Source organism: Corynebacterium sp. MSK150 (assembly GCF_030229215.1).
Classification (GTDB): Bacteria; Actinomycetota; Actinomycetes; order Mycobacteriales; family Mycobacteriaceae; genus Corynebacterium.
Genome location: NZ_JASPHM010000010.1, coordinates 44788 through 65333 on the forward strand (window position 1 = coordinate 44788; position 20546 = coordinate 65333).

At 58.3% G+C, this 20546-nt stretch carries 16 protein-coding genes; 4 read left to right on the top strand and 12 right to left on the bottom strand.

Going from position 1 to position 20546, the window contains the following annotated elements:
• Positions 1-47: 47 nt before the first annotated feature.
• From QP941_RS07640 to QP941_RS07650, 3 genes are all read right to left on the bottom strand, one after another.
• Positions 48-413: a Rieske (2Fe-2S) protein gene (locus tag QP941_RS07640; protein WP_005326925.1), complete on the bottom strand. Its 366-nt coding sequence runs from the start codon at positions 411-413 to the stop codon at positions 48-50.
• A gap of 85 nt (positions 414-498) precedes the next feature.
• Entirely contained in the window at positions 499-720 is a 222-nt protein-coding gene (locus QP941_RS07645; protein WP_284868580.1) for a hypothetical protein, read from the bottom strand.
• Between the two features lie 338 nt (positions 721-1058).
• Complete coding sequence (locus QP941_RS07650; protein ID WP_284868581.1) at positions 1059-1529, bottom strand: SdpI family protein; 471 nt, start codon at positions 1527-1529, stop codon at positions 1059-1061.
• Positions 1530-1721: 192 nt separating this feature from the next.
• On the opposite strand from QP941_RS07650, the gene QP941_RS07655 reads away from it, so the two are divergent.
• On the top strand, positions 1722-2933 hold the full coding sequence (locus QP941_RS07655) for a dicarboxylate/amino acid:cation symporter (protein WP_284868582.1): 1212 nt from the start codon (positions 1722-1724) through the stop codon (positions 2931-2933).
• 68 nt (positions 2934-3001) lie between these two features.
• Here QP941_RS07655 and trpA read toward each other — a convergent pair whose 3' ends face one another.
• Genes trpA through QP941_RS07685 form a run of 6 tightly spaced genes read right to left on the bottom strand, consistent with a single transcriptional unit; the run spans position 3002 to position 9691 of the window.
• Positions 3002-3868 (bottom strand): tryptophan synthase subunit alpha, encoded by an 867-nt coding sequence (trpA, locus tag QP941_RS07660; protein WP_284868583.1) that lies wholly within the window; start codon positions 3866-3868, stop codon positions 3002-3004.
• Positions 3868-5073: a tryptophan synthase subunit beta gene (gene trpB, locus QP941_RS07665; RefSeq protein WP_284868584.1), complete on the bottom strand. Its 1206-nt coding sequence runs from the start codon at positions 5071-5073 to the stop codon at positions 3868-3870. Before trpB ends, trpA begins: the two co-directional genes overlap by 1 nt.
• A 13-nt stretch (positions 5074-5086) precedes the next feature.
• Entirely contained in the window at positions 5087-6493 is a 1407-nt protein-coding gene (trpCF, locus tag QP941_RS07670) for a bifunctional indole-3-glycerol-phosphate synthase TrpC/phosphoribosylanthranilate isomerase TrpF (RefSeq protein WP_284868585.1), read from the bottom strand.
• Positions 6493-7527, bottom strand: a complete 1035-nt coding sequence (gene trpD / locus QP941_RS07675) for an anthranilate phosphoribosyltransferase (protein WP_284868586.1) — start codon at positions 7525-7527, stop codon at positions 6493-6495. Before trpD ends, trpCF begins: the two co-directional genes overlap by 1 nt.
• A gap of 2 nt (positions 7528-7529) precedes the next feature.
• The gene (locus tag QP941_RS07680; RefSeq protein WP_284868587.1) at positions 7530-8177 is read right to left on the bottom strand and encodes an anthranilate synthase component II; all 648 of its coding nucleotides are present in this window, start codon (positions 8175-8177) and stop codon (positions 7530-7532) included.
• On the bottom strand, positions 8174-9691 hold the full coding sequence (locus tag QP941_RS07685; protein WP_225746240.1) for an anthranilate synthase component 1: 1518 nt from the start codon (positions 9689-9691) through the stop codon (positions 8174-8176). Before QP941_RS07685 ends, QP941_RS07680 begins: the two co-directional genes overlap by 4 nt.
• A 322-nt stretch (positions 9692-10013) precedes the next feature.
• Between QP941_RS07685 and QP941_RS07690 the strand changes: the two genes are divergently transcribed.
• Together QP941_RS07690 and QP941_RS07695 are read left to right on the top strand one after the other, a co-directional pair.
• Complete coding sequence (locus QP941_RS07690) at positions 10014-11495, top strand: NAD-dependent succinate-semialdehyde dehydrogenase (RefSeq protein WP_502869201.1); 1482 nt, start codon at positions 10014-10016, stop codon at positions 11493-11495.
• A gap of 272 nt (positions 11496-11767) precedes the next feature.
• Positions 11768-12979 carry an MFS transporter gene (locus QP941_RS07695; RefSeq protein WP_284868589.1) on the top strand — a complete coding sequence of 404 codons (1212 nt, stop codon included), beginning with the start codon at positions 11768-11770 and terminating at the stop codon, positions 12977-12979.
• Between the two features lie 426 nt (positions 12980-13405).
• Here QP941_RS07695 and QP941_RS07700 read toward each other — a convergent pair whose 3' ends face one another.
• Together QP941_RS07700 and QP941_RS07705 are read right to left on the bottom strand one after the other, a co-directional pair.
• Positions 13406-14038, bottom strand: coding sequence for an MOSC domain-containing protein (locus QP941_RS07700; RefSeq protein ID WP_284868590.1), 633 nt, complete (start codon positions 14036-14038; stop codon positions 13406-13408).
• A gap of 10 nt (positions 14039-14048) precedes the next feature.
• A complete protein-coding gene (locus QP941_RS07705) occupies positions 14049-16622 on the bottom strand; it encodes a hypothetical protein (protein ID WP_225746244.1) in 2574 nt (857 codons plus the stop codon).
• 173 nt (positions 16623-16795) lie between these two features.
• Here QP941_RS07705 and leuS point away from each other — a divergent pair, with 173 nt between their 5' ends.
• Positions 16796-19642: a leucine--tRNA ligase gene (leuS, locus tag QP941_RS07710; protein WP_284868591.1), complete on the top strand. Its 2847-nt coding sequence runs from the start codon at positions 16796-16798 to the stop codon at positions 19640-19642.
• Here the strand turns inward: leuS and QP941_RS07715 are convergent, their stop codons facing one another.
• On the bottom strand, positions 19643-20284 hold the full coding sequence (locus tag QP941_RS07715) for a hypothetical protein (RefSeq protein WP_284815075.1): 642 nt from the start codon (positions 20282-20284) through the stop codon (positions 19643-19645). It lies immediately after the preceding gene.
• Positions 20285-20546: the final 262 nt, after the last annotated feature.

The following is a 20546-nucleotide window of genomic DNA, read 5'->3' on the forward strand; positions in this document are numbered from 1 at the left end:
AAACACAAACCGTGTAGTTTCACGTGAAACCACACGGGAGATGAACCTTAGGCCGTAGTGACGTTAGACCCGTCTTGCTTAACTTCGTATTCCTCCAATGGATCGCGCCCCGGACCGGAGATCACGCTTCCATCGCTGAGATTGTAGGAGGTGTTGTGCGCCGTGCAGGTGGCCGTCATGCCATCGATCTCGGTGATTGGATTGTGTTGGTGGGGGCAAGTTTGGGAGTAGGCCTTAAACTCGCCTTCCTTGGGCTGGGTGAAGATTACGCCATCGACAATCTTCGCGGAGCCAATTGGAATCTCGGTTGCCGCAATTTCTGCGGACGGAGAGGAGCCACAGGCTGCGGCGTAGGCGCCTGCAAATGTGGTGGCGGTTCCAAGCAAGAACATTCGACGGGAGCACTTAATCATGCCTCTACTCTAGCTTGTCGGTCTTGCGTATTGTGCCGTTCCCGTTCGCCCGGTTGAAATCAGAGTTTCACGTGAAACTCTGAAGTTAGTCAGCTAGGAGCCCCTCCCATGTCTCCGGAGAGCCATCGGAGGTAGCGACAAGTTCATAGGTGCCGGAATCAATTCCTAAATCATTTACGATGCTCTGGGCAGATTGTTGTTCGTGTGCTTCTGCTACGGACGTCGTTACTTTGTGGTCTTGCTCAGCGTAAGCGCCGATAACAAAAGTTGAAGCGGCAATGGCCGCCAGGGCGGTACTTTTCTTCATGCGCTATATTCTGCCCTTCAGAGGGTTGGTTGCGCTCTTACCTGTCAGGGTTCCATGGCAGCTTTACGTAACCTCTACCCTCTCTTGCAGGAATCGCAATGGTGCAGTGAATCAACTATAGAGTTAGGCAAGTATGGGGTAATGCCAGACGGTTACTCGGATTAAAATATCGACAGTTACTAAAAATGGGTAAGCAACTATCCTGTTTAATAAAGTCACTGTGACTACTGTAAAGTGCTCGGCGATAGTTTGGCATGAATACCATAGCTACAAAAATTCCCCTTCTGAACGGAAGATGAATCTTTCTCCAGAAGGGGTGGTTGCGTGGCAGTGGGTGGCTACTTGTCGGATTCGCGAGCGGCGTGACGGAGCGCGTCGACATCAACCTTGGGGGCGGACGCTACGGCGGCCTCTTCCCCGCCGCAACCGTCGGAACCACAATTACAGGATTCTCCACAACCCTCCTCGTCCGCGTGTGCTTGTTCGTAGAGGAACGCGGCACGTGAGCCGAGGTTGGAACCGATGGAGAGGGCTAGAATTGCAGCCACAAAAGTAAGAACTGGAATGAGCCACATCCAGCCTTGAGCACGAAGCGCGACGACGCCGCCAAAGACTAGACAGACACCGCTAAGGATCCAGAATGGTCCGGCGACGCGATGGGCATTGTCCCATGCTTCACGGGACTTGCGAATTTCCTGCAGCCGCAAGCCGATATAGCTATTTCCAGGTAGACGCTTGGTTGAGGCCAAGGCTCCCACGACGATGAGGAAGACGGCGAGGATTAAAAAGATGATTCCCACAGCGATCATGTACTTAGTTTAACCTTGTAGCGCTAAGATAAAAATCGTGGCTGGGGTGAGTGTTCTGACTATGCCTCCGGTCGGGTACTATGCCTTTAAGGTCGATCGATAGATATTGAATCGACCGTTGCCTCTGTACCGCGCTGTTTCACCTTGGATTTGTTTTCCAAGGGGTGAAACACCCGATTTGATTGTAAGTACATGAATCTCAAGAAACTCTCGGAATCTTTATTGTTCCGCATCATCGTTGCCATCATCCTTGGCGTGGTGGTGAGCCAATTCGCGCCAGAATGGTTTGGCCGCGTATTCGCCACCTTCAATGGACTCTTTAGTAACTTCCTCAACTTCTTTATTCCGGTCCTCATCTTCGCGCTTATCGCCCCGTCGATTGCTGGTCTGGGGCAGGGAGCCGGAAAATGGTTGGGCGTTACTGCAGGCATTGCCTACGGCTCAACGATTGTTGCGGGTCTTCTTGCCTACGTACTTGCACACTGGCTCTACCCCACCATGCTCAGTGGTCAGGATCTGATTACAAATGTCTCCGATATTGATGAGGGGGCACTCACTCCGTACTTCGAGGTGGAAATGGCGCCGCCTTTTGAGGTCATGACGGCTCTCTTGTTGTCATTCTGCATCGGCGTAGCGATGACTACAGTGAAGTCCGATACCTTGTATGCGGTCACAAAGGAATTGGAGAGCGTAGTAGTCAAGGTCATTTGGGGCTTTGTAGTGCCAATTTTGCCCTTCTATATCTTCGGCATGTTCCTAGGCTTGGGTATGAATGGCAATTTGGGCTCAGTGCTCTCGGCCTTCGCCAAGGTCCTGATCCTGGCAGTTGTCATGACTCTGGTTTACCTGGTGCTTCAGTACATTATCGCTGGTGCAATTACCGGCAAGAATCCTTTCAAAGCACTACGCAATATGCTGCCGGCTTATTTCACCGCACTGGGAACCTCCTCTTCGGCCGCGACTATTCCGGTGTCTTTGGAGTCGACGCTGAAGAATGGCATCTCGAAGCCGGTGGCAAATTTTGTTATTCCTCTGTGTGCCACCATTCACCTCTCCGGCTCCATGATTAAGCTGACGCTTTATGCTTTTGCCATTGTGTACATGGCGGACCTGGATATTAGTTTGAGCACCGGACTTGGCTTCATCTTCTTGCTGGGAATCATGATGATTGCAGCACCAGGTGTGCCTGGCGGCGCGGTTATGGTCGCAGCTGGACTACTGGCGGACATGATGGGCTTTGACGATGGCATGGTGGCACTGATGATTGCGGCCTATATTGCTATCGACTCGGTTGGCACTGCCGCCAACGTTACTGGTGACGGCGCCATTGCGATGATCGTGGACAAGTTCGCGGGCGACAAGAAGGACCACACCGAAGAGGGATCTGCGGAAGCAACTGCGTAGAGGCCTTCTTATATCGAACCCCTTCTCAGCTGCCGAGAGCTGAGAAGGGGTTCTTCGCGTTTTCAGGACTACTTTTGAGTTGCTGCCTTCATGCGTGCCACATACTCGGCGAGTTCTTTGTGCAAGGCTTTCGCATCGGATATGTGTCCTGAGGTTCCTTCCACAATTTTTCCTTCCGCGTCTGTTTCACGTGAAACGTGGCGATCAATAATCTTGGTAATTGCGGATCCTGTAATGGCCCCCGCTGCCCCAGCGGCTACGGCATCGCGCACGTGTTCAGGCTCGGAAATGCCGAACCCGAGCAGTACCGGAGGTCCGTCGAATCTTTTGATGTTAGCGACGACTTCTTCTAAGCCAATTGGTTCTGATTGCTTTTCGGCACCGGTAACTCCATCGCGTGAAACCGCGTAGATATATCCCCGCGAGCTTCGAGCGACGCCCTCGAGGGTGTGTGCTGTCGCGCGGGCTGGGGCGATAAAGATTGGATCAATACCGGCCTTTTCTGCTGCGGTGATGAATGGAGCACCTTCGCGAACGGGGACGTCGGGAAGCAAAATGCTATCCGCACCCGCTTGCGCAAACTCGGCGTAGAAGCGGTCGAAACCCCGAGTGAACGCTACATTGCCGTAGATGAGCATGCCGATGGGAAGATCGGGAAATTCCGCGCGAATTGTTCTTACCTGTTTCAAGGCGGAGTCTACGGTGGCACCCCCGTCGAGCGCGCGAAGGTGGGAGGCCTGAATGGTGGGGCCATCGGCCACTGGGTCAGAAAATGGAATACCTAGCTCCAATGCATCGGCTCCGGCCGTGACGACGGTTCGCACGATGGCTAGCGTGTGCTCCGGGGTGGGATCGCCCAACATGAGGAATGGGACGAATGCGCCCTCCCCTCTGTTGTGCAGTGAGCGGAATAGGTCTTCGTATCGGGTGCTCATTAGTTCTTCTCCTGGAGTTCAAATTCTGGGTGGGTCTCAAGGGTGTGGCGAACGTGGTCGATATCTTTATCGCCGCGACCGGAAAGGGAAACCAAGATGGTGATGTCCTCGTCCTTACGCTTTAACGCGTAGGCCAACGCATGGGAGGACTCGAGGGCAGGAATGATTCCTTCTTTTGTGGATAGAAGCTGGAATGCTTCGAGTGCTTCGGCGTCAGTAATGCCGACATATTGTGCGCGGCCGCTAGCGTGAAGGTGCGCGTGCTGTGGTCCTACACCTGGGTAGTCGAGTCCGGCGGAAATCGAATAGGATTCCTCCACTTGGCCGTCCGCGTTGCGCATCAGGTAGCTGCGCGCGCCGTGGAGGATGCCAACCGTACCGTTGTTGATGGTGGCACCGTGCTTGCCGGAGTCTAGACCTTCGCCGCCAGGTTCGGCGCCGACGAGTTCCACTTCCTCTTCCGCAATAAAGTCTGCGAACATACCGATTGCATTAGAGCCGCCTCCGACGCAAGCCACGACTACATCTGGTAGTCCACCGGTGCGCTCAAGCATCTGGGCCTTAGCCTCTTCAGAGATGACCTTGTGAAACTCTCGGACGATGGTTGGGAATGGATGCGGTCCGGCCGCGGTACCGAGGAGATAGTGGGATTCATGGAAGGTGGCGGTCCAATCACGGAGGGCTTCGTTCACCGCGTCCTTGAGAGTTCCGGATCCGGTGTCGACGGCGACGACCTTTGCTCCCATCAGCTCCATACGGAATACGTTTGGCTGCTGCCGGGCCACATCTTTCGCGCCCATATAGACCACGCACTCGAGATCCAGTAATGCGCAAGCAAGTGCGGTAGCGGTGCCGTGCTGGCCAGCTCCGGTCTCGGCAATAATGCGTGTCTTCCCCATCCGCTTAGCTAGCAGTGCTTGGCCAAGTACCTGGTTCGTCTTGTGTGCTCCACCGTGGACGAGGTCTTCCCGCTTGAGGAAGATGCGCGCTTTGCCCCCGAGGTTTCTCGCCTCTGTAACTGGTGTGGGACGGCCGAGATAGTCACGCAATAGCGCGCTTAGCTCTGTGTGAAAAGTGGGGTCCTTTTGTGCGTCGACAAAAGCCTTCTCAAGTTGGTCGAGCGCTGGGATGAGGGATTCGGGGACGAACTGTCCGCCGAATTCGCCAAAGTATGCCGGTAGTAGCGTTTCACGTGAAACTGTCATCGTATTTTTCCTTCTATGGGTGTGTGTAGTTCCGGATGGTGTTAAAAGCTTCGGCGATTAACGAGGAGTCCTTGCCTCCAGGTGTATATTCCAGACCCGAATTGAGGTCGAGTCCCATCGTGCCGATTGACAGTGCCTCTTCTAGGTTGTCTAGCTGGAGTCCTCCGGCGAGGAGGGATTTTTCCTTCCCTTCAGGGGGAATCGTCTGCCATTCAAAAGCGGTTCCGGTCCCGCCACTGCCGGAGTCGAGGACAAGAGCCTCTACCTCTGGTACTAGGTTCGGTGTCAAGGCCGCGAAGTCAGGGTTATGCATGTCGATGGCCCGCCAAAGCTTAAGACCGTCAGCGATGCCGCGAACATTGTGAAGGAATTCCAGCTCTGCTTCCCTACTACCTTGGAATGGGGCGTGAAGCTGGAGAACTTTGAGGCCGGGGATCCTGGCTACGCTTCCTAGTGTCTCCAAATCCGTAGACCGCGTCACGGCTACGTACTCCAGCTCTGGTTCTGCGGAAATGATGCTTTGTGCGGTTTCACGTGAAACACTGCGGGGCGAATCCGGCGCGAAGATGAGTCCCCCGTATCGGGCTCCAGCAGCACGGGCTGCTTGTGCGGAGGAGGCGGTGGTAAGGCCGCATACTTTATTGGCGCCATAGACGAGGTCACGCGCCGCTCGATCGATGTCCTCCTGGGAGGTGAGCTGTGAGCCTACAAGGAAGGCATGTGCGTGGGCTCCTAACCGGCGGACGGTGGCGTTATCGCGGATTCCAGATTCGGAAACTATCACCTTTCCGTCTGGAATATGGCGGGCTAGGCGTTCGGTGCGGCCCAGGTCGATGCTGAGATCGTGGAGGTTGCGGTTGTTAATGCCGATGATATCGACGCCAAAATTCACTGCGCGTTCCACTTCGTCCTCGGTGATGGCTTCAGCCAAGACGTCTAGGCCGAGTTCGTCCGCCAGTGCCTTGAGCTCACCGTAGGCGTCATCGTCCACGATAGACATCATGAGCAAGATGGCATCGGCACCGTAGTAACGCGCGGCATAGACCTGGATGGGATCGACGATGAAGTCTTTGCACAGCACCGGCACATGGGTGGATAGCGCGACGGTCTGTAAATGGTCGTAGTCGCCGCCAAAACGATCGGGCTCGCACAACACCGAGATGGCGGAGGCATAGCGAGAGTAGATCCGGGCAATATCGCCCGGGCGATAGTCCTCGCGAATTTTGCCAAGGGACGGCGAGGCAGACTTGCACTCCATGATGAAGCGGTTGGTGCCACGGAGGGCGTCGGCAAGCGAACGCTCCGAGCGTGGCACGCTAGCCAGGTCCACGTGGGACAGGCGCTCCCGGAGTGCAGGCAGGTGAGTGCGACGCTGGGCGACGATCTCCTCGAGCACCGTAGGCAATGCATTTCCCGACATTAGCTCTCCTCCCCTACGGCATAGTTGGCGCTCTCGTGGAGCATGAGCCATTCTTCAACAGTGCCGCTGCCAATCAGTTCCTTTGCGTGAGTGACTCCCGCCGCGGTAGTTTCCGTGGTCCCGTTGAGGTAAAACATCGCGCCGGCGGTGGCGGCAATGGCGTCACAATGGGCGGGCTCGCCACGGCCGGCAAAAACCGCACGGAGGGCTTGGGCATTCGCGGCGCCGTCGCCGCCGGCTAGGTCCGCTAGTTCGTGGCGCTTGATGCCGAGGTCTTCCGGAGTGAGCTCGTAAGAGGCAATCTCGCCGTCCTTGAGCTCCCAGGCCTGTGTGGTGCCGTGGGTCGCAATCTCATCCGTGCCAGCACCATGGACGACCAAGGCGCGCTCTCGGCCGAGCTCTCGAAAGACTTCCGCGATGAGTTGGCCTTGGGCTGGGTTTGCGATGCCCATAATTTGCAGTGACGGGCGTCCTGGGGACAGGAGGGGTCCTAGTGTATTGAAGATGGTGGGGATACCTAGCGCCTTGCGCACCGGTTGTACGTGGGCGACCGCTGGGTTGTAGGCCGGGGCGAAGAGGAACGTGAAGTTGGAAGCTTTAAATTGGCGCACTGCTCGGGCAGCGTCTAGGTCCAGTGGAATATTCAGGGCTTCGAGGACGTCGGCCGATCCGGACTTAGAAGAGACCGAGCGGTTGCCATGCTTGATCATCCTCACTCCCCCGGCGGCGGCAATGAGGGAGGCGCCCGTAGTGATATTGATAGTATTCGCGCCATCGCCACCGGTTCCGGCCGAATCCATGAGTCCTTCTCCGGTGATGGGGAATGGATAACCCACCTTCAAAAATGCTTTGGCCGCGCCGGCAATGTCTGCGAAGGTCTCGCCGCGGGTGCGAATATGGGTAAGCAGCGCCGCGATATGAATATCGTCGTAGTCGCCCACAGCCAAGGGGGTAAATACCTCCATGGCTTCTTCCATGGTGGGCTGAGAGTTATTCAGGAAGGCTTGCAAGGTACGCAGGGGTGTGTGATTCATTTTTAGCGCTCCATATCCATAGTGGTGTGTATAAATAGTTGATTAACGCAACGCTCAAGAATGAGGGGGCCGCGGGGAGTGAGGATGGACTCAGGGTGGAACTGCACGCCGAAGGCCCTACCGTCGTCCGTTTCGGCCGCCATGGCTACCTCTCCGATGTCCGTGGACGTACGCGCGAGACAACGCATCCCCCGAGGGAGGTCCGTACATCCAAGCGAGTGATAGCGCGCCACCGGAACTTGCGTACCAAGGTGACCCGGTTGGTCCGGCTCAGTATCGGTGGCAAGGCCCTGAAAGACGGGGTGCATAACGCCGGCCTCGGTCAGGGTCATCGGGATGGACTTCCCGTGCACGGGGCCGCACGGTTCGACCGAACCGCCGTGGTGCTCGAGTAGTGCTTGGAAGCCGAGGCATACGCCAAGGATCGGGGTGGTGCCTAGGGTGGCGTCGATAAGTTTCATCATGCAGCCGGCGTCCCGTGGATGACCGGGGCCCGGGGAAAGCACAATAATGTCGGGTTGTGCGCGCAGCACGTCGTGCACCGCTACGGTATTGCGAAACACGGTGGTATCGAACCCAGCAAGGGCATCGACGAGGTTGTAGACAAAAGAATCGTGGTTATCTAGCAGGACAATATGCGGCGAGCTCATCGCTGTACCTCCAACTCGGCTCCGTGTGCAATGGCGATGGCATGGAGTACGGCGTAGGCCTTATGCACCGTTTCATCGGCCTCGGCTTGCGGCACGGAATCCTTGACCACTCCGGCGCCGGCTTGCACCACTGCGGTTCCGTCCTGGACGTAGGCCGAGCGGATGACGATGCAGTTATCCATGGCTCCATCGCCGCGCAGGTATCCCACCGCCCCGCCATAGGATCCGCGGCGCTTCCCCTCCGTGCGGCGCACCAGTTCGGTGGCGTGCAGTTTGGGAGCTCCGGTGAGCGTTCCCATGTTCATGCACGCACGGTAGGCATCGAGCGCATCGAAGTCCGGGTGGAGCGTCGCCGTGACACGGGAGACCAAGTGCATGACCCGCGAGTAGCGGTCAACGTGCAGGAGTTCTGCTACCTGGCGGCTGCGGGGCACGGCCACGCGAGCGAGGTCATTGCGTGCAAGATCGACCAGCATCGTGTGTTCCGCAACCTCTTTTTGGTCTGTACGCATGTCCAGCTCGTTGCGGATATCCAGTTCATGGTTGATGCTGCCATCCGGGTTGAGCCCGCGCGGCCGGGTTCCCGCGATGGGATAGAGCTGGACCTGCCTATCTTCTGGCGTGAATTTGAGGTTTGATTCCGGCGAGGCGCCGAAGAGCTCATAGGAGGCACCACGGACGTAGAACATATAGGGCGAGGGGTTGGTCTCGCGCAGTGCCCGGTAGGCAGCCAGGGCGTTGGGGCATTCCACGGTGAAGGCGCGCGCGGGCACTACTTGGTAGATATCACCGGCGTGAATATTGCCTTTAAGCTTGTCGACGTCCGCCCTAAACCCTGCATCATCCACATCGGCCACCGCCCGGATCCTTTCCTTTTGCGGCGCCGTGAAACGAGCAGCCACCGGCAGTGAGGCAAGATAATCCAACTCTTCCCGCAGGCGCTTGTCGTCGATGTCCCAGCCTTCTAGGTGCGCAGTCCCTTGCAGGTGGTCCACTGCGAGGACCGTTTGGGCTACCAAGAATTCGTAGTCCGGGTAGGTGTTGGCCCCGGGGTTAACCTCGGGCAGTTCCTCAAAAGTAGCGAGGTAGTCATAAGCGAATCCACCCCCAAGGAACGGCAATATTGGAGAGGAATAGTTGGCTTCTAATTGCAGGAACCGCAAAATATCGGCGGTAGATTCGGCAAGAAGCCGCTCCCGCTCGTCGGGCTGTGTGGACAGCGAGAATTCGAAAACCGCGGCGGTAGTTTCACGTGAAACTAGGCGATGGTGGAACCGGTCCTCGAGGGAAGGAAGGAGCGTCTCCCCTGCCTCCGTGAGGGCGCGTACCTCTACCCTCTGGCCGTGGCATGTTACTTTCAGGGCGGCCCTGAGGACCGCGAGGCAATTGAGATTCTTCTTTGTCTCAATGTCCGCGCTTTCGAGAAGTAGGGAGTCGTGCGGTTGTGCGAGGGCGTCAAAGATTGCGGCCGCATCGCTGCCGTAGGAGATGTCGCGAGTGGCGGTGTATGGCATTGCAGTGCCCTTTCGATGGGTGTGGGGAACGGGGAAACGGATAGGAAGCTTCCGCGAGCAGAGGCACTAAAACGCCAAAAGGCCCGCAGAATGCGAGCCTAAAAATGGGATGTGGAATAAGGCCCGCGGGTTACGCGCGCCACCACCAAGCAGTAATCATCTTCTTCATAACGGTCATACTAACCTACATTTCTATAGCTTGGAAGATAATCGATAAAAATATTCGCCCTCTACCCTATGCGTTCATACTTGGCGCAGGACCAAGATGGCCGACTATTGATTCGCGGTACTGTGGGGTGCAATCACGCAATGGAGAAAGGTGATGAATATGAGCATCGACCAGAAGGAACTACTAGCGAAGGTCCCCACCCAGCTATTGATTGGTGGCCAGTGGCGCGACGCGTCTTCCGGGGAGACCTTTGACGTAGAAAACCCGGCGACGGGTGCGACTATCGCCACGCTGTCGTCAGCGGATTCTGATGATGCGGTGGCTGCCCTCGATGCTGCCTGTGTGGCCCAAGATGAGTGGGTGCGCACCACTCCGCGCGAGCGCGCTGATATTCTACGCCGCGCCTTTGAATTGGTACACGAGCGCGCCGATGAGTTCGCCACCCTGATGACTCTTGAGATGGGAAAGCCCTTTGCCGAGTCGCAAGGTGAGGTTACCTATGGTGCGGAATATTTGCGGTGGTTTAGTGAGGAAGCCACGCGCGATTATGGCCGCTACTCCCCCGTCCCGGAAGGCACCTTGCGCATGATTACCCGCCGCAAGCCCGTGGGCCCGTGCCTATTGATTACTCCATGGAACTTCCCCCTCGCCATGGCCACCCGAAAGGTTGCCCCGGCCGTTGCGGCGGGGTGCACCATGGTCCTGAAGCCGGCCAAGCTGACGCCACTCACCACGCAGTACTTCGCACAAACCATGCTCGATGCCGGCCTGCCACAGGGCGTGCTCAATGTGGTCTCCGGCAGCTCCGCTTCGGCCATTTCGGAGCCCTTGGTTGCCGACGCCCGCTTGCGCAAGCTCTCCTTCACCGGTTCTACCCCAGTGGGCAAAACCCTTCTTAAGGGTGCCGCGGATAATGTCTTGCGCACCTCTATGGAGCTCGGCGGTAATGCACCGTTCATTGTTTTCGAGGATGCGGATATTGACCAAGCGGTTGCGGGAGCCATGGGCGCGAAGATGCGCAATATTGGCGAGGCCTGCACTGCGGCCAACCGCTTCTTGGTGCACGAGTCCGTGGCGGAGGAGTTTACGCAAAAGCTGGCAGCAGAGTTTGAGAAACTCGTCGTCGGTAATGGCATGGACGAAGGTGTGACGTGTGGTCCGCTGATTGAGGCTAAGGCACTCGACAATGTTGCATCCCTGGTTGAGGATGCGGTGGACAAGGGAGCGACCGTTGTCACCGGTGGCACCCGCGGCGAGGGCGAGGGTCACTTCTATGCACCCACTATCCTGAGCAATGTTTCACGTGAAACTCGCGTGGCTCAGGAAGAAATTTTTGGACCGGTCGCGCCCATCCTAACCTTCAAGGATGAATCGGAAGCGCTAGAGATTGCGAACGATACGGAGTACGGACTTGCCTCCTATGTATATACGGAGGATTCCGATCGCCTCTGGCGCGTTGCCGACGGCCTCGAGTTTGGGCTGATGGGATTCAATGCCGGTGTCATCTCCAATGCCGCTGCCCCATTCGGTGGCGTCAAGCACTCTGGTTTAGGGCGCGAAGGCGGCGCCGAAGGTATTGAAGAATATACCTCGGTGCAGTACTTGGGTATCCGTGATCCTTATGCCGGCGCCTAAGATTCAAGAACTTTTCTTAAGCGCGAATAAGTCAACGCTACCTACCCAGTGCGTAGCATTTTTCCAGTTCAAGGTGTAGCGATTGTCGGTAGCCGCCCGTGTACGGGCGGCGTCGGTAAGGGCCTGGAAAGCTTTTCAATTAACCTTTGCAGCCTGCGGGGCGTATAGTTCCTCTCCGTAAAATTTAATTTCTATTTCCTTCATCTGCGATGCGTGGCCTTATGGCCAGCACGTGGAGAGGGAATTTTCTTTTTGTTATTTGGAGTGAGTATATGACGTCTACAGAATCTGCAGCGGCTAAGCCGCGGCTGATTACGCCTACGTTTGTCCTCGCGTGGGTGGCTAACTTTTGTCAGTTCTTGGTCTTCTACCTGTCCGTAACCACCATGGCCCTCTACGCGGTAGAGAGTTTCGGGGCATCGGATACCGTGGGTGGTTTCGCCTCCAGTGCCTTTGTTCTGGGCGCGACGTGCATGCGCGTGTTCTCCGGCTGGATCGTGGACCGCGTGGGACACAAGAAGGCGGCCTTAACTTCACTGGCCTTCGTCACAGTTGTAGCTGTGGCGTATTTTTTTGCGCATAATGTTGCGATCTTGATTATCGTGCGAATGGTGCACGGCGCGGGCTATGCCTTGACCTCCACCGCACTCATGGCGGTGGCTCAGTCTGTTATCCCACACGAACGCCGTGCGGAAGGCACCGGATACTTCGCCTTGGGCACTACCCTGGCAACCGCGTTTGGTCCAGCTATCGGCCTGTTCTTGGCCAATAACATCGGCTACAACACGCTTTTTGCCGTCGCCCTTGGCGCAAATATCGTTTCCCTGATCCTGGCCGTGGTGCTGCGCTATCCGGCCGAAGTTTCCTCCGAAAAGCCGGCCTTTAAGTTGCGCAATGCCGTGCACCCCAACGTGGTTCCCATCGGGCTATTCATGCTCCTAGTTGGCATTGCCTACTCCGGCGTGGTGACCTATCTCAACGCCTACGCACGCAAGGAAGACCTGGCCACCGGCGCAGGGCTGTTCTTCATTGGCTATGCGGTCACGATGCTCATCATGCGCTTCGTCTTGGGGCGCATCCAGGACCATAAGGGTGATAATGCCGTGATGTACCTCGGCTTGGCCGCCTTTGTCGTGGCGCTGCTGCTCATGGGCTTCCCCACCAATGACGTCATGCTGGTGGTCGCGGGCGCCTGCACCGGGTTGGGCTTCGGCACCCTCAGCCCCGCCTGCCAAGCCATCTCCGTGCGCTCGGTGCCTGCCGCGCAAATGGGCGCGGGCATCTCCACCATGTTCCTGCTCATGGACCTCGGCATTGGCCTGGCTCCATTCGGCCTGGGCCCCATCGTTGCGGCAACGGGCTTCGACACGATGTATCTCATTCTCGCGGGTCTCGTGGTCATTGCCGCTATCTATTACTTCTTCGTGCACGGCCGCTTCCCTAAGGCGAAGGGGCACCATCTGAGCTTTGAAAAGGGCGAGTAACACAGTTACGCTCCCCTACTTCGCACTCAGCATGAAAAGCACGCCAGCACTCAGTGCTGGCGTGCTTTTGTTATGCGCGCACTCCGGGCGAGAAGACTGTGCTGGACTCTTGGCAAGCTAAACGTCGTGACGTGGCCTGCGGTTCCGGAAGTAGAGTATGCGTCTAGACTCGCTGTGCAGGGATGTGCCGACTAACGGTCCCGGTCCCTACTGTGGGCCTCTGCGGCTTCCCATAGCGCCGAGTACAAGCCACTGGTGCCTGGCCTGCAGGCCTAGGGCCGGGCAATGACGAGCCCGATATGAGGACGCGGGACGGGCGGATATCTTCCGAGCACTGCCGAAATTGATGGGAACGCTTAAGAGGTTGGGGCGGCGGGCAGCGAAGCTTATGCGCATCTTGATGGCGGACTATAAGTGCTTGTGTAACTAGGTGCGAAGCGAGTTCTGTTGGTGAGTGGGCAGGCAGCCAGCATCGATAACGCGCCGGGCCAGGGCGCGGTCGCCCATCTTGGCGGCAAAGGCCATGCGCATGGTGATGTCGTGGCTGGGCGGGGTATCCAGCTCAATGACATCGCCGGGGCAGATGCGGCCGGGGGAAATGATGCGCAGGTAGGTGCCGCAGTCGCCACGCGCGGTCCAGCGCTTGAGCCAGCCGCGCTCCCCTAGCCAGCCGGCGAAGGTGGCACACGGTTGACGAGGTACGGAGACCTCAAGCACGGCGGTGCCGATGCGCAGGCGCTGATTGATGAGTAGAGCAGACAGATCGATGCCCTGCGTGGTGAGATTTTCGCCAAAGCCGCCGGAGGCCAGCGGGCGGGAAAGCTCGGATTGCCAGTAATCCAGTTCCTCGCGGGAGTAGGCGTAGACGGCTTTATCGTTGCCGCCGTGATGTTGGGTGTCACCAATTATATCGCCACGCACGCCGGACCCATCGCCATAATGGGGTCCGGGTGGCACCAGATCGATAAAGTCCTGCGGCTTTTTGTCGATGCCCGAGAACTCATGCCGCCCGCTCGGGTCCGGCCGGCGGACGGCGACATTGGTGGAGATGACCTGCATGCCTGTCACCCTAGCTGAGTGTGAGCGCCTCCGCGGTGAGAATATCGCGGTAGAAAAGCTGCGGGGCGAGGGAGACGGCCTCGGCGAGCTGCGGGAGGGCGTCGTCAAGCGTGGCGGCGAAAGCAGGGTCCGCCAGCTTGCCATTGGCCACGCCGCGCGCCGTGATGGCAAAGACGTAGGAAATAAACGGCATCCAGGCGGAATCGCCGAGCTCCGAATTGCCATCGCCAAAGGCGTCCAGCGCGAGCAGGGTATGCAGCACGGACTTATCGACGCCCAGCTGTTGCAGCGTCACCCGCAGCTGCATTGCGGTGCTACGCAGCTTGGAAATGGTGCCGAGGCGGGTGAGCGCAAGGTCATTGGCAAAGCACTCGCGCAGTGCGGCGATGCGGTGGGCATCATCGCAGAGCTGGTCGCTGTCCGTTGCTGGTGTAGGTGCCTCGCCTGTTGCGCTCATCAGCAGCATGGGGCGGGTGACATCGTCGATGCCGGTGGACGGCACGCGTGCGAGGGAGGCGGAGCCGTGGGCTTCGACGTAGTCATAGGCGGCGTCGGCAAGCGCGGCCAAGAGCGAGGAAGGCTCGCCGGCCGGCTCCTCGCGGCGGAAGGTGCGGGAGACCAAGCCGGTGCGGACAAAGGCGCGCATGCGCTGCCCCGGCTCAAATTCCGCGGCCATAAGTGCATCCATGCTGGCGCGCGGATCGGCCTCAATCTCCTTGATGATTCCCTCGAAGGTTTCCTTGGCCTTGGGTGCGAGGCGGCGCATGGCCGCGTAGGCAGGCCACATACCCTCGGTGTTTTCGGTTTCACCGTCGTGGAAGATGATAAGAGCGCTAGCCGGCGGGTACTGCGGTGCGGCCAAGTCGCTGGCCGGCTCATCCTCGCGGAAGTCCACGATGAGGTGGCCGGCGTCCAGCAGCTCCTCGGGCAGCTCAAAGCCTTCCTCAGTGGGCTCCAGCGGTAGCGGCTCGCCCGCGGGATTGCCCAGCGGCCACGCCCAAGCCAATAGCTCTACCTCCTCCTCGTGCGCCTGCTCGGGGACGAGGATGCCGTCCTCAATGGTTGCGCGGGCGACCAACGGTGCCTTGCGCACGGTGGCGATGGCGGCATAAATGAGGTCGCTGGCCGCGGTGGCCTCATATTCCATGACGCGCCGCTCAAAGCTGCGCTTTTGGTGCGCTGCGCGCTCCTTTTCCGGCAGTCCTTCGAGGTACTCCTCATAGGACAACGTGGACCACAGGAGGTAAAGCTCCAGCGAGGTCTTCTTCGTCAGTGCCGACTTCAGCGCGCGGTTGGGTACGGATAGGCTGGTGGCCGCTTCCGTTGAGCCATTGGCGGTGACCAGGTCCCTAATCTTCTGGTTCTTATCAATAACCACGAACTTTGCCAGCGGCAGTGGCTCCGGAGAATGAATGGTAAAAAGTGCATCCGCATCGAGCTGGTCCGCCAGGATGACCTGCTTATCCAGGTAATCCACGGGCTCGGCCGCGGTGCGTTTGACTCGAGTACGAATCGTCGCCGGCTCCACCTGGAAGGTCAGCTCATAGCCGGCCTCACTGCCGACGGTCTCCTCGCGCACGCTTTCGTCCTCGCCAAAGACGCGCTGGCCCTTTTCCATTTGGATAGCCTTGCCCGGCGCAGAAGCCAAGGCATAGCTAAACGGCGAAAGGTTGCCCAGGGCATCGATAAAGCGAAAGTTGGTGCCGCGCGGGCCCTCGTTCTTGGCACGCATGTGCAGCGACTCCGCAAAATTGAGGTACTGGATATCCACCAGTTCCTCGTCCTTGTACAGGGTGAAGCGGTAGCGGCCCACCCAGGGATCCTCGAAGGCGTCTGCGGGAAGTACCTCGTGAATGCCCTCCGGTAGTTCATCCTCCAGCACGGCCTCCTCTTCCCCACCAATGGGGACATAGGCCAGCTCCATGCTGAGTTCCGTATTGGCGATGACCCGCGGGGACTGGGTATAGACCAGTTCACCATCTAGGCCATGGGCATTAGGTAGCGTCTTCACGGCCATGTCCCAGGCAAAATCAGGGCTGCCGGACACCTTGATGGTCGCGGATTCTTGGCGCGGAACCTCCACGGTGAAAGACTGGCTGACCTCGACCGGGGCGATGGTCCAGCCCTCCCATGCACCGTGGGGACGGGCCTCGCCGACCTTGGCCTTAGCAAGCTCCGTGCCGGTGGGGGCGATGAAGGTATAAGAACCCTTGGCTACCGCTGTGGTGGTATCGATTGGGCGATGGGTGGAATCGAGCAGCAATCCGCCATTGGCCACGCCGGCAAACTCCAAGGTGTGCTCCTCAAAGGAAACGCTGAGGTGGCTAAAGGCACGCGGCATGCTGATCCACAAGCCGGGCTCCTCGCCCTCCACGTAGTAGAACTTGCGGGTGTCCTCGCTGCCGTCGAGCAGCTGTGCGGTCACGGTCCACTGGGGATCTTCTGGCTCATAACCTGCGGTTACGGCCGGTAGGTACAGCTCCAATGTGTTGGTAGCTGGGGAGAGGCGCAGGTGCGGGATCCCCTGAAATACCGCTGCGTCTGCAAAAGATGATAGCTGGCTGCGAAACTTCTCCTGGCTCATTTACCCCAGCCTAGATCATTTTCATGCAGATCTGCATTTTGGCTGCGAGCGGCGGAAATGGCGCGAAAACCGGGGGCGATTACGGCGGGGATTTTGGATGTGCGTGCCAAGCAGAACGCGGAAAGCATAGCGAACTACCCCGCGCCGGGATGCGGCTATTACACTGTGTGATTATGACTACCCAGAGCGATTCCACTTCGTACCGCTATACCCCGGAGCTGGCGAACCAGATCGAGAAGACCTGGCAGCAGTACTGGAAAGACAATGGCACCTTTAATGCCCCGAACCCGGTAGGCGAGCTCGCCACCGATGCGGGCGAGTTGCCTAAGGAAAAGCTCAATGTGCAGGATATGTTCCCCTACCCTTCCGGTGCGGGCCTGCACGTGGGACACCCACTGGGATATATCGCCACCGATACGTACGCCCGCTATAACCGCATGCTGGGCAAGAACGTGTTGCACACCTTGGGCTACGATGCCTTCGGCCTGCCGGCCGAGCAGTACGCCATCCAGACCGGTACCCACCCGCGCACCACCACCGAGGCGAATATTGAAAACATGCGCCGCCAGCTGGGCATGTTGGGCCTGGGCCACGATCCGCGCCGCTCCGTGGAATCAACCGATCCGGAGTTCTTCAAGTGGACGCAGTGGATCTTCCTGCAAATTTATAACTCTTGGTTCGATGAGGAGCAGCAGAAGGCGCGCCCGATTGCAGAGCTCATCAAGGAGCTGGAGGCCAATAAGCGCACCACTAAGGATGGCCGCTACTACGAGGACCTCACCGAAGAGGAAAAGGCCGCGGCCATCGATGAATTCCGCCTGGTCTACCTGTCTAATTCCACGGTGAATTGGTGCCCGGGCTTGGGTACCGTGCTGGCAAATGAGGAGGTCACCGCTGAGGGCAAGTCCGAGCGCGGCAATTTCCCGGTCTTCCGCAAGAACCTTTCGCAGTGGATGATGCGCATTACCGCCTACTCCGATCGCTTGCTGGATGATCTGGAGCTTTTGGATTGGCCGGACAAGGTCAAGTCCATGCAGCGCAATTGGATCGGCCGTTCCCGCGGCGCAGAGGTCTCCTTCCCTGCCGAGGGCTACGAGATTGAGGTCTTTACCACCCGCCCGGATACCCTCTTCGGTGCCGAGTACGTGGTGCTGGCCCCAGAGCACGAGCTTGTCGACGCCCTCCTCTCCCCCATCCCTTATGACGATGACGTGGATGAGCGTTGGACCTATGGCCACGATGATCCGAAGGAGGCCGTGGAGTCCTACCGCACCGATATTGCCGCCAAGTCCGACCTGGAGCGCCAGGAGAACAAGGAAAAGACTGGCGTCTTCCTGGGTACTTATGCCACCAACCCGGTTTCTGGGAAGAAGGTCCCGATCTTCATCGCGGACTATGTCCTGACCGGCTACGGCACCGGCGCCATCATGGCAGTTCCGGCGCATGACACCCGTGACTACGAGTTTGCCCAGGCCTTCGGCCTACCTATTACGGAGGTTGTCTCTGGCGGAAACGTGGAGGAAGAAGCCTGGACCGAGGACGGCGCGCTGGTTAATTCCTCCAACGACAAAGGCCTGGATCTTAACGGCCTGAATAAGGCCGAGGCCATTGCCGCGGCCATTGAATGGCTGGAAAAGGACGACTCTGGCCGCGAAAAGGTGCAGTACAAGCTGCGCGATTGGCTCTTCGCCCGCCAGCGTTACTGGGGCGAGCCCTTCCCCATCGTCTACGACAAGGACGGCTTTGCCCACGCCCTGCCGGAATCCATGCTGCCGGTAGAGCTACCAGAGGTGGAAGACTATAAGCCAGTTTCCTTTGATCCCGAGGACAAGGATTCCGAGCCACAACCACCGCTGGCAAAGGTGCGCGATTGGGTCGAGGTAGAGCTGGATCTGGGCGACGGTCCACAGACCTATTTCCGCGATACCAACGTTATGCCGCAGTGGGCGGGTTCTTCCTGGTACCAGCTGCGCTATATCGATCCCCGCAATGATGAGGCATTCTGCGATATCGAAAACGAGCGCTACTGGACCGGCCCGCGTCCGGAGCAGCATGGCCCGCAGGACTCGGGCGGCGTGGACCTCTACGTCGGCGGCGTCGAGCACGCCGTGCTGCACCTGCTCTACTCCCGCTTCTGGCATAAGGTGCTCTTTGACCTGGGCTTTGTTAGCTCCCAAGAGCCCTACCGCCGCCTGTACAACCAGGGCTATATCCAGGCCTATGCCTACACGGATTCCCGCGGCGTGTACGTTCCGGCCGCTGAAGTAGAGGAAAAGGACGGCAAATTCTACTACGACGGCGAAGAGGTCAATCAGGAGTATGGCAAGATGGGCAAGTCCCTCAAGAATGCCGTGGCTCCGGACGATATTTGCCGCGACTTCGGTGCCGATACCTTGCGCGTTTACGAGATGTCCATGGGTCCGCTGGATACGTCTCGCCCGTGGGCTACCAAGGACGTCGTAGGCTCCCAGCGCTTCTTGCAGCGCCTGTGGCGCCTAGCCGTCAATGAGGACACCGGCGAGCTGGCCACTACCGACGCCGCCTTGAGTGAAGATGACCTCAAGCAGCTCCACCGCACCATCGCAGGCGTGCGCGATGATTACGAGAACCTGCGGCTTAATACCGTGGTGGCCAAGCTCATCGAGTACGTCAACTACCTGACTAAGACCTACCGCACCGAGGCCCCGCGCGCCGCCGTGGAGCCGATCGCACAGTTGGTCTCCCCCATTGCCCCGCATATCGCGGAGGAACTGTGGCAGCGATTCGGCCATGACGAGACCATCACCTACCAGCCCTTCCCCACTTTTGAGGAAAAATACCTGGTAGACGACGAGATTGAGGTGCCGGTTCAGATCAACGGCAAGGTCAAGGCCCGGATCAACGTGGCCGCTGATGCGGACCAGGACGCGGTCTTTGACGTTGCCCTCGCCGACGCAAAGATTGCCGATCTGACCAACGGCAAGAACGTGGTGAAGAAGATCTACGTTCCGGGCCGCATGGTCAACCTCGTGGTCAAGTAGTTACTCGTCCCAAAATTCCGTGGCGCACAGCGCAATGCCGTGCGCCCGGATCCCCTGACCGACCTCCAGCTTCTCGTTCACAATGAGCGGGAGGCCGTCGAGGTCGCATACCCAAAACTCCCCCATGCCCAGCTCATTGCTGTGCTTGGCGACGCCCCCGATAGTCCCCGCCACTTCCACCTGCGGGTTGAGCATGCTGGGCTTGAAGTTTCGGTAGAAGCGCTCGGTAGCAGGCGAAGTCAAGGAAAACTCTTCCGGCTCCCCTACCTCGTACTTCAATGCCACAACCGCTGGCCGCACCTGTCCCTGGAGCTTTTCTCCTCCGACTGGGTTGCCTGCCGGCAGGGCGAAGGGCGCATCCGCCAACGCTGCGAACTGTAAATCCCCCGTTTCCACAATGCCGATATAAGGCGTTGCGCGATATATCGTGCCCGGTGCCTCTTCCCCGCCCCGGTAGGAAGGAACTGCGGCCCACTCCCCTTCGTACTCCATAGCGGTGACCGCCATGTCGGACGGGTCGGCGTGGAATAGTACTCGATCAAATCCGGGCGCATCCCACATGTCGTGGTCGGTGGGCAGCTCCCCAATGAGTTCTTCCATATCCACGAAGTCGAAACCGCACGTGCTAAATAGCTTATCCATGCTTGCCATTCTAAACGCTGCGGTCTCCTCTGCCGGAGCAGTCATTGCCTTCACAGTCGCATTTTTGTCGCGGGTATTTGCTTCATTATTTAATTTTCAGGTCAAGAACATACCTACTCAAACAATAGTGAGTACCAGCAGATAGGTATTCAAAAGGAAAATTAAAGTGTTTTCGCTAGCAAAGGTATGGGTTTGTGAAATTGTGGCTCTCTTAGACCTACATCCCTATTCAGTAGTGGGAGTTGGTGTATCAACTCTCGAC

Bases quoted from the DNA above. Each gene is read 5' to 3' on its own strand.
- trpD (WP_284868586.1), bottom strand. From the start codon at position 7,527: ATGAATCACACACCCCTGCGTACCTTGCAAGCCTTCCTGAATAACTCT.
- QP941_RS07690 (WP_502869201.1), top strand. From the start codon at position 10,014: ATGAATATGAGCATCGACCAGAAGGAACTACTAGCGAAGGTCCCCACC.
- QP941_RS07705 (WP_225746244.1), bottom strand. From the start codon at position 16,622: ATGAGCCAGGAGAAGTTTCGCAGCCAGCTATCATCTTTTGCAGACGCA.
- QP941_RS07645 (WP_284868580.1), bottom strand. From the start codon at position 720: ATGAAGAAAAGTACCGCCCTGGCGGCCATTGCCGCTTCAACTTTTGTT.
- trpCF (WP_284868585.1), bottom strand. From the start codon at position 6,493: ATGTCGGGAAATGCATTGCCTACGGTGCTCGAGGAGATCGTCGCCCAG.
- QP941_RS07655 (WP_284868582.1), top strand. From the start codon at position 1,722: ATGAATCTCAAGAAACTCTCGGAATCTTTATTGTTCCGCATCATCGTT.
- QP941_RS07640 (WP_005326925.1), bottom strand. From the start codon at position 413: ATGATTAAGTGCTCCCGTCGAATGTTCTTGCTTGGAACCGCCACCACA.
- trpB (WP_284868584.1), bottom strand. From the start codon at position 5,073: ATGACAGTTTCACGTGAAACGCTACTACCGGCATACTTTGGCGAATTC.
- QP941_RS07680 (WP_284868587.1), bottom strand. From the start codon at position 8,177: ATGAGCTCGCCGCATATTGTCCTGCTAGATAACCACGATTCTTTTGTC.
- QP941_RS07700 (WP_284868590.1), bottom strand. From the start codon at position 14,038: ATGCAGGTCATCTCCACCAATGTCGCCGTCCGCCGGCCGGACCCGAGC.
- QP941_RS07685 (WP_225746240.1), bottom strand. From the start codon at position 9,691: ATGCCATACACCGCCACTCGCGACATCTCCTACGGCAGCGATGCGGCC.
- QP941_RS07695 (WP_284868589.1), top strand. From the start codon at position 11,768: ATGACGTCTACAGAATCTGCAGCGGCTAAGCCGCGGCTGATTACGCCT.
- QP941_RS07715 (WP_284815075.1), bottom strand. From the start codon at position 20,284: ATGGATAAGCTATTTAGCACGTGCGGTTTCGACTTCGTGGATATGGAA.
- leuS (WP_284868591.1), top strand. From the start codon at position 16,796: ATGACTACCCAGAGCGATTCCACTTCGTACCGCTATACCCCGGAGCTG.
- QP941_RS07650 (WP_284868581.1), bottom strand. From the start codon at position 1,529: ATGATCGCTGTGGGAATCATCTTTTTAATCCTCGCCGTCTTCCTCATC.
- trpA (WP_284868583.1), bottom strand. From the start codon at position 3,868: ATGAGCACCCGATACGAAGACCTATTCCGCTCACTGCACAACAGAGGG.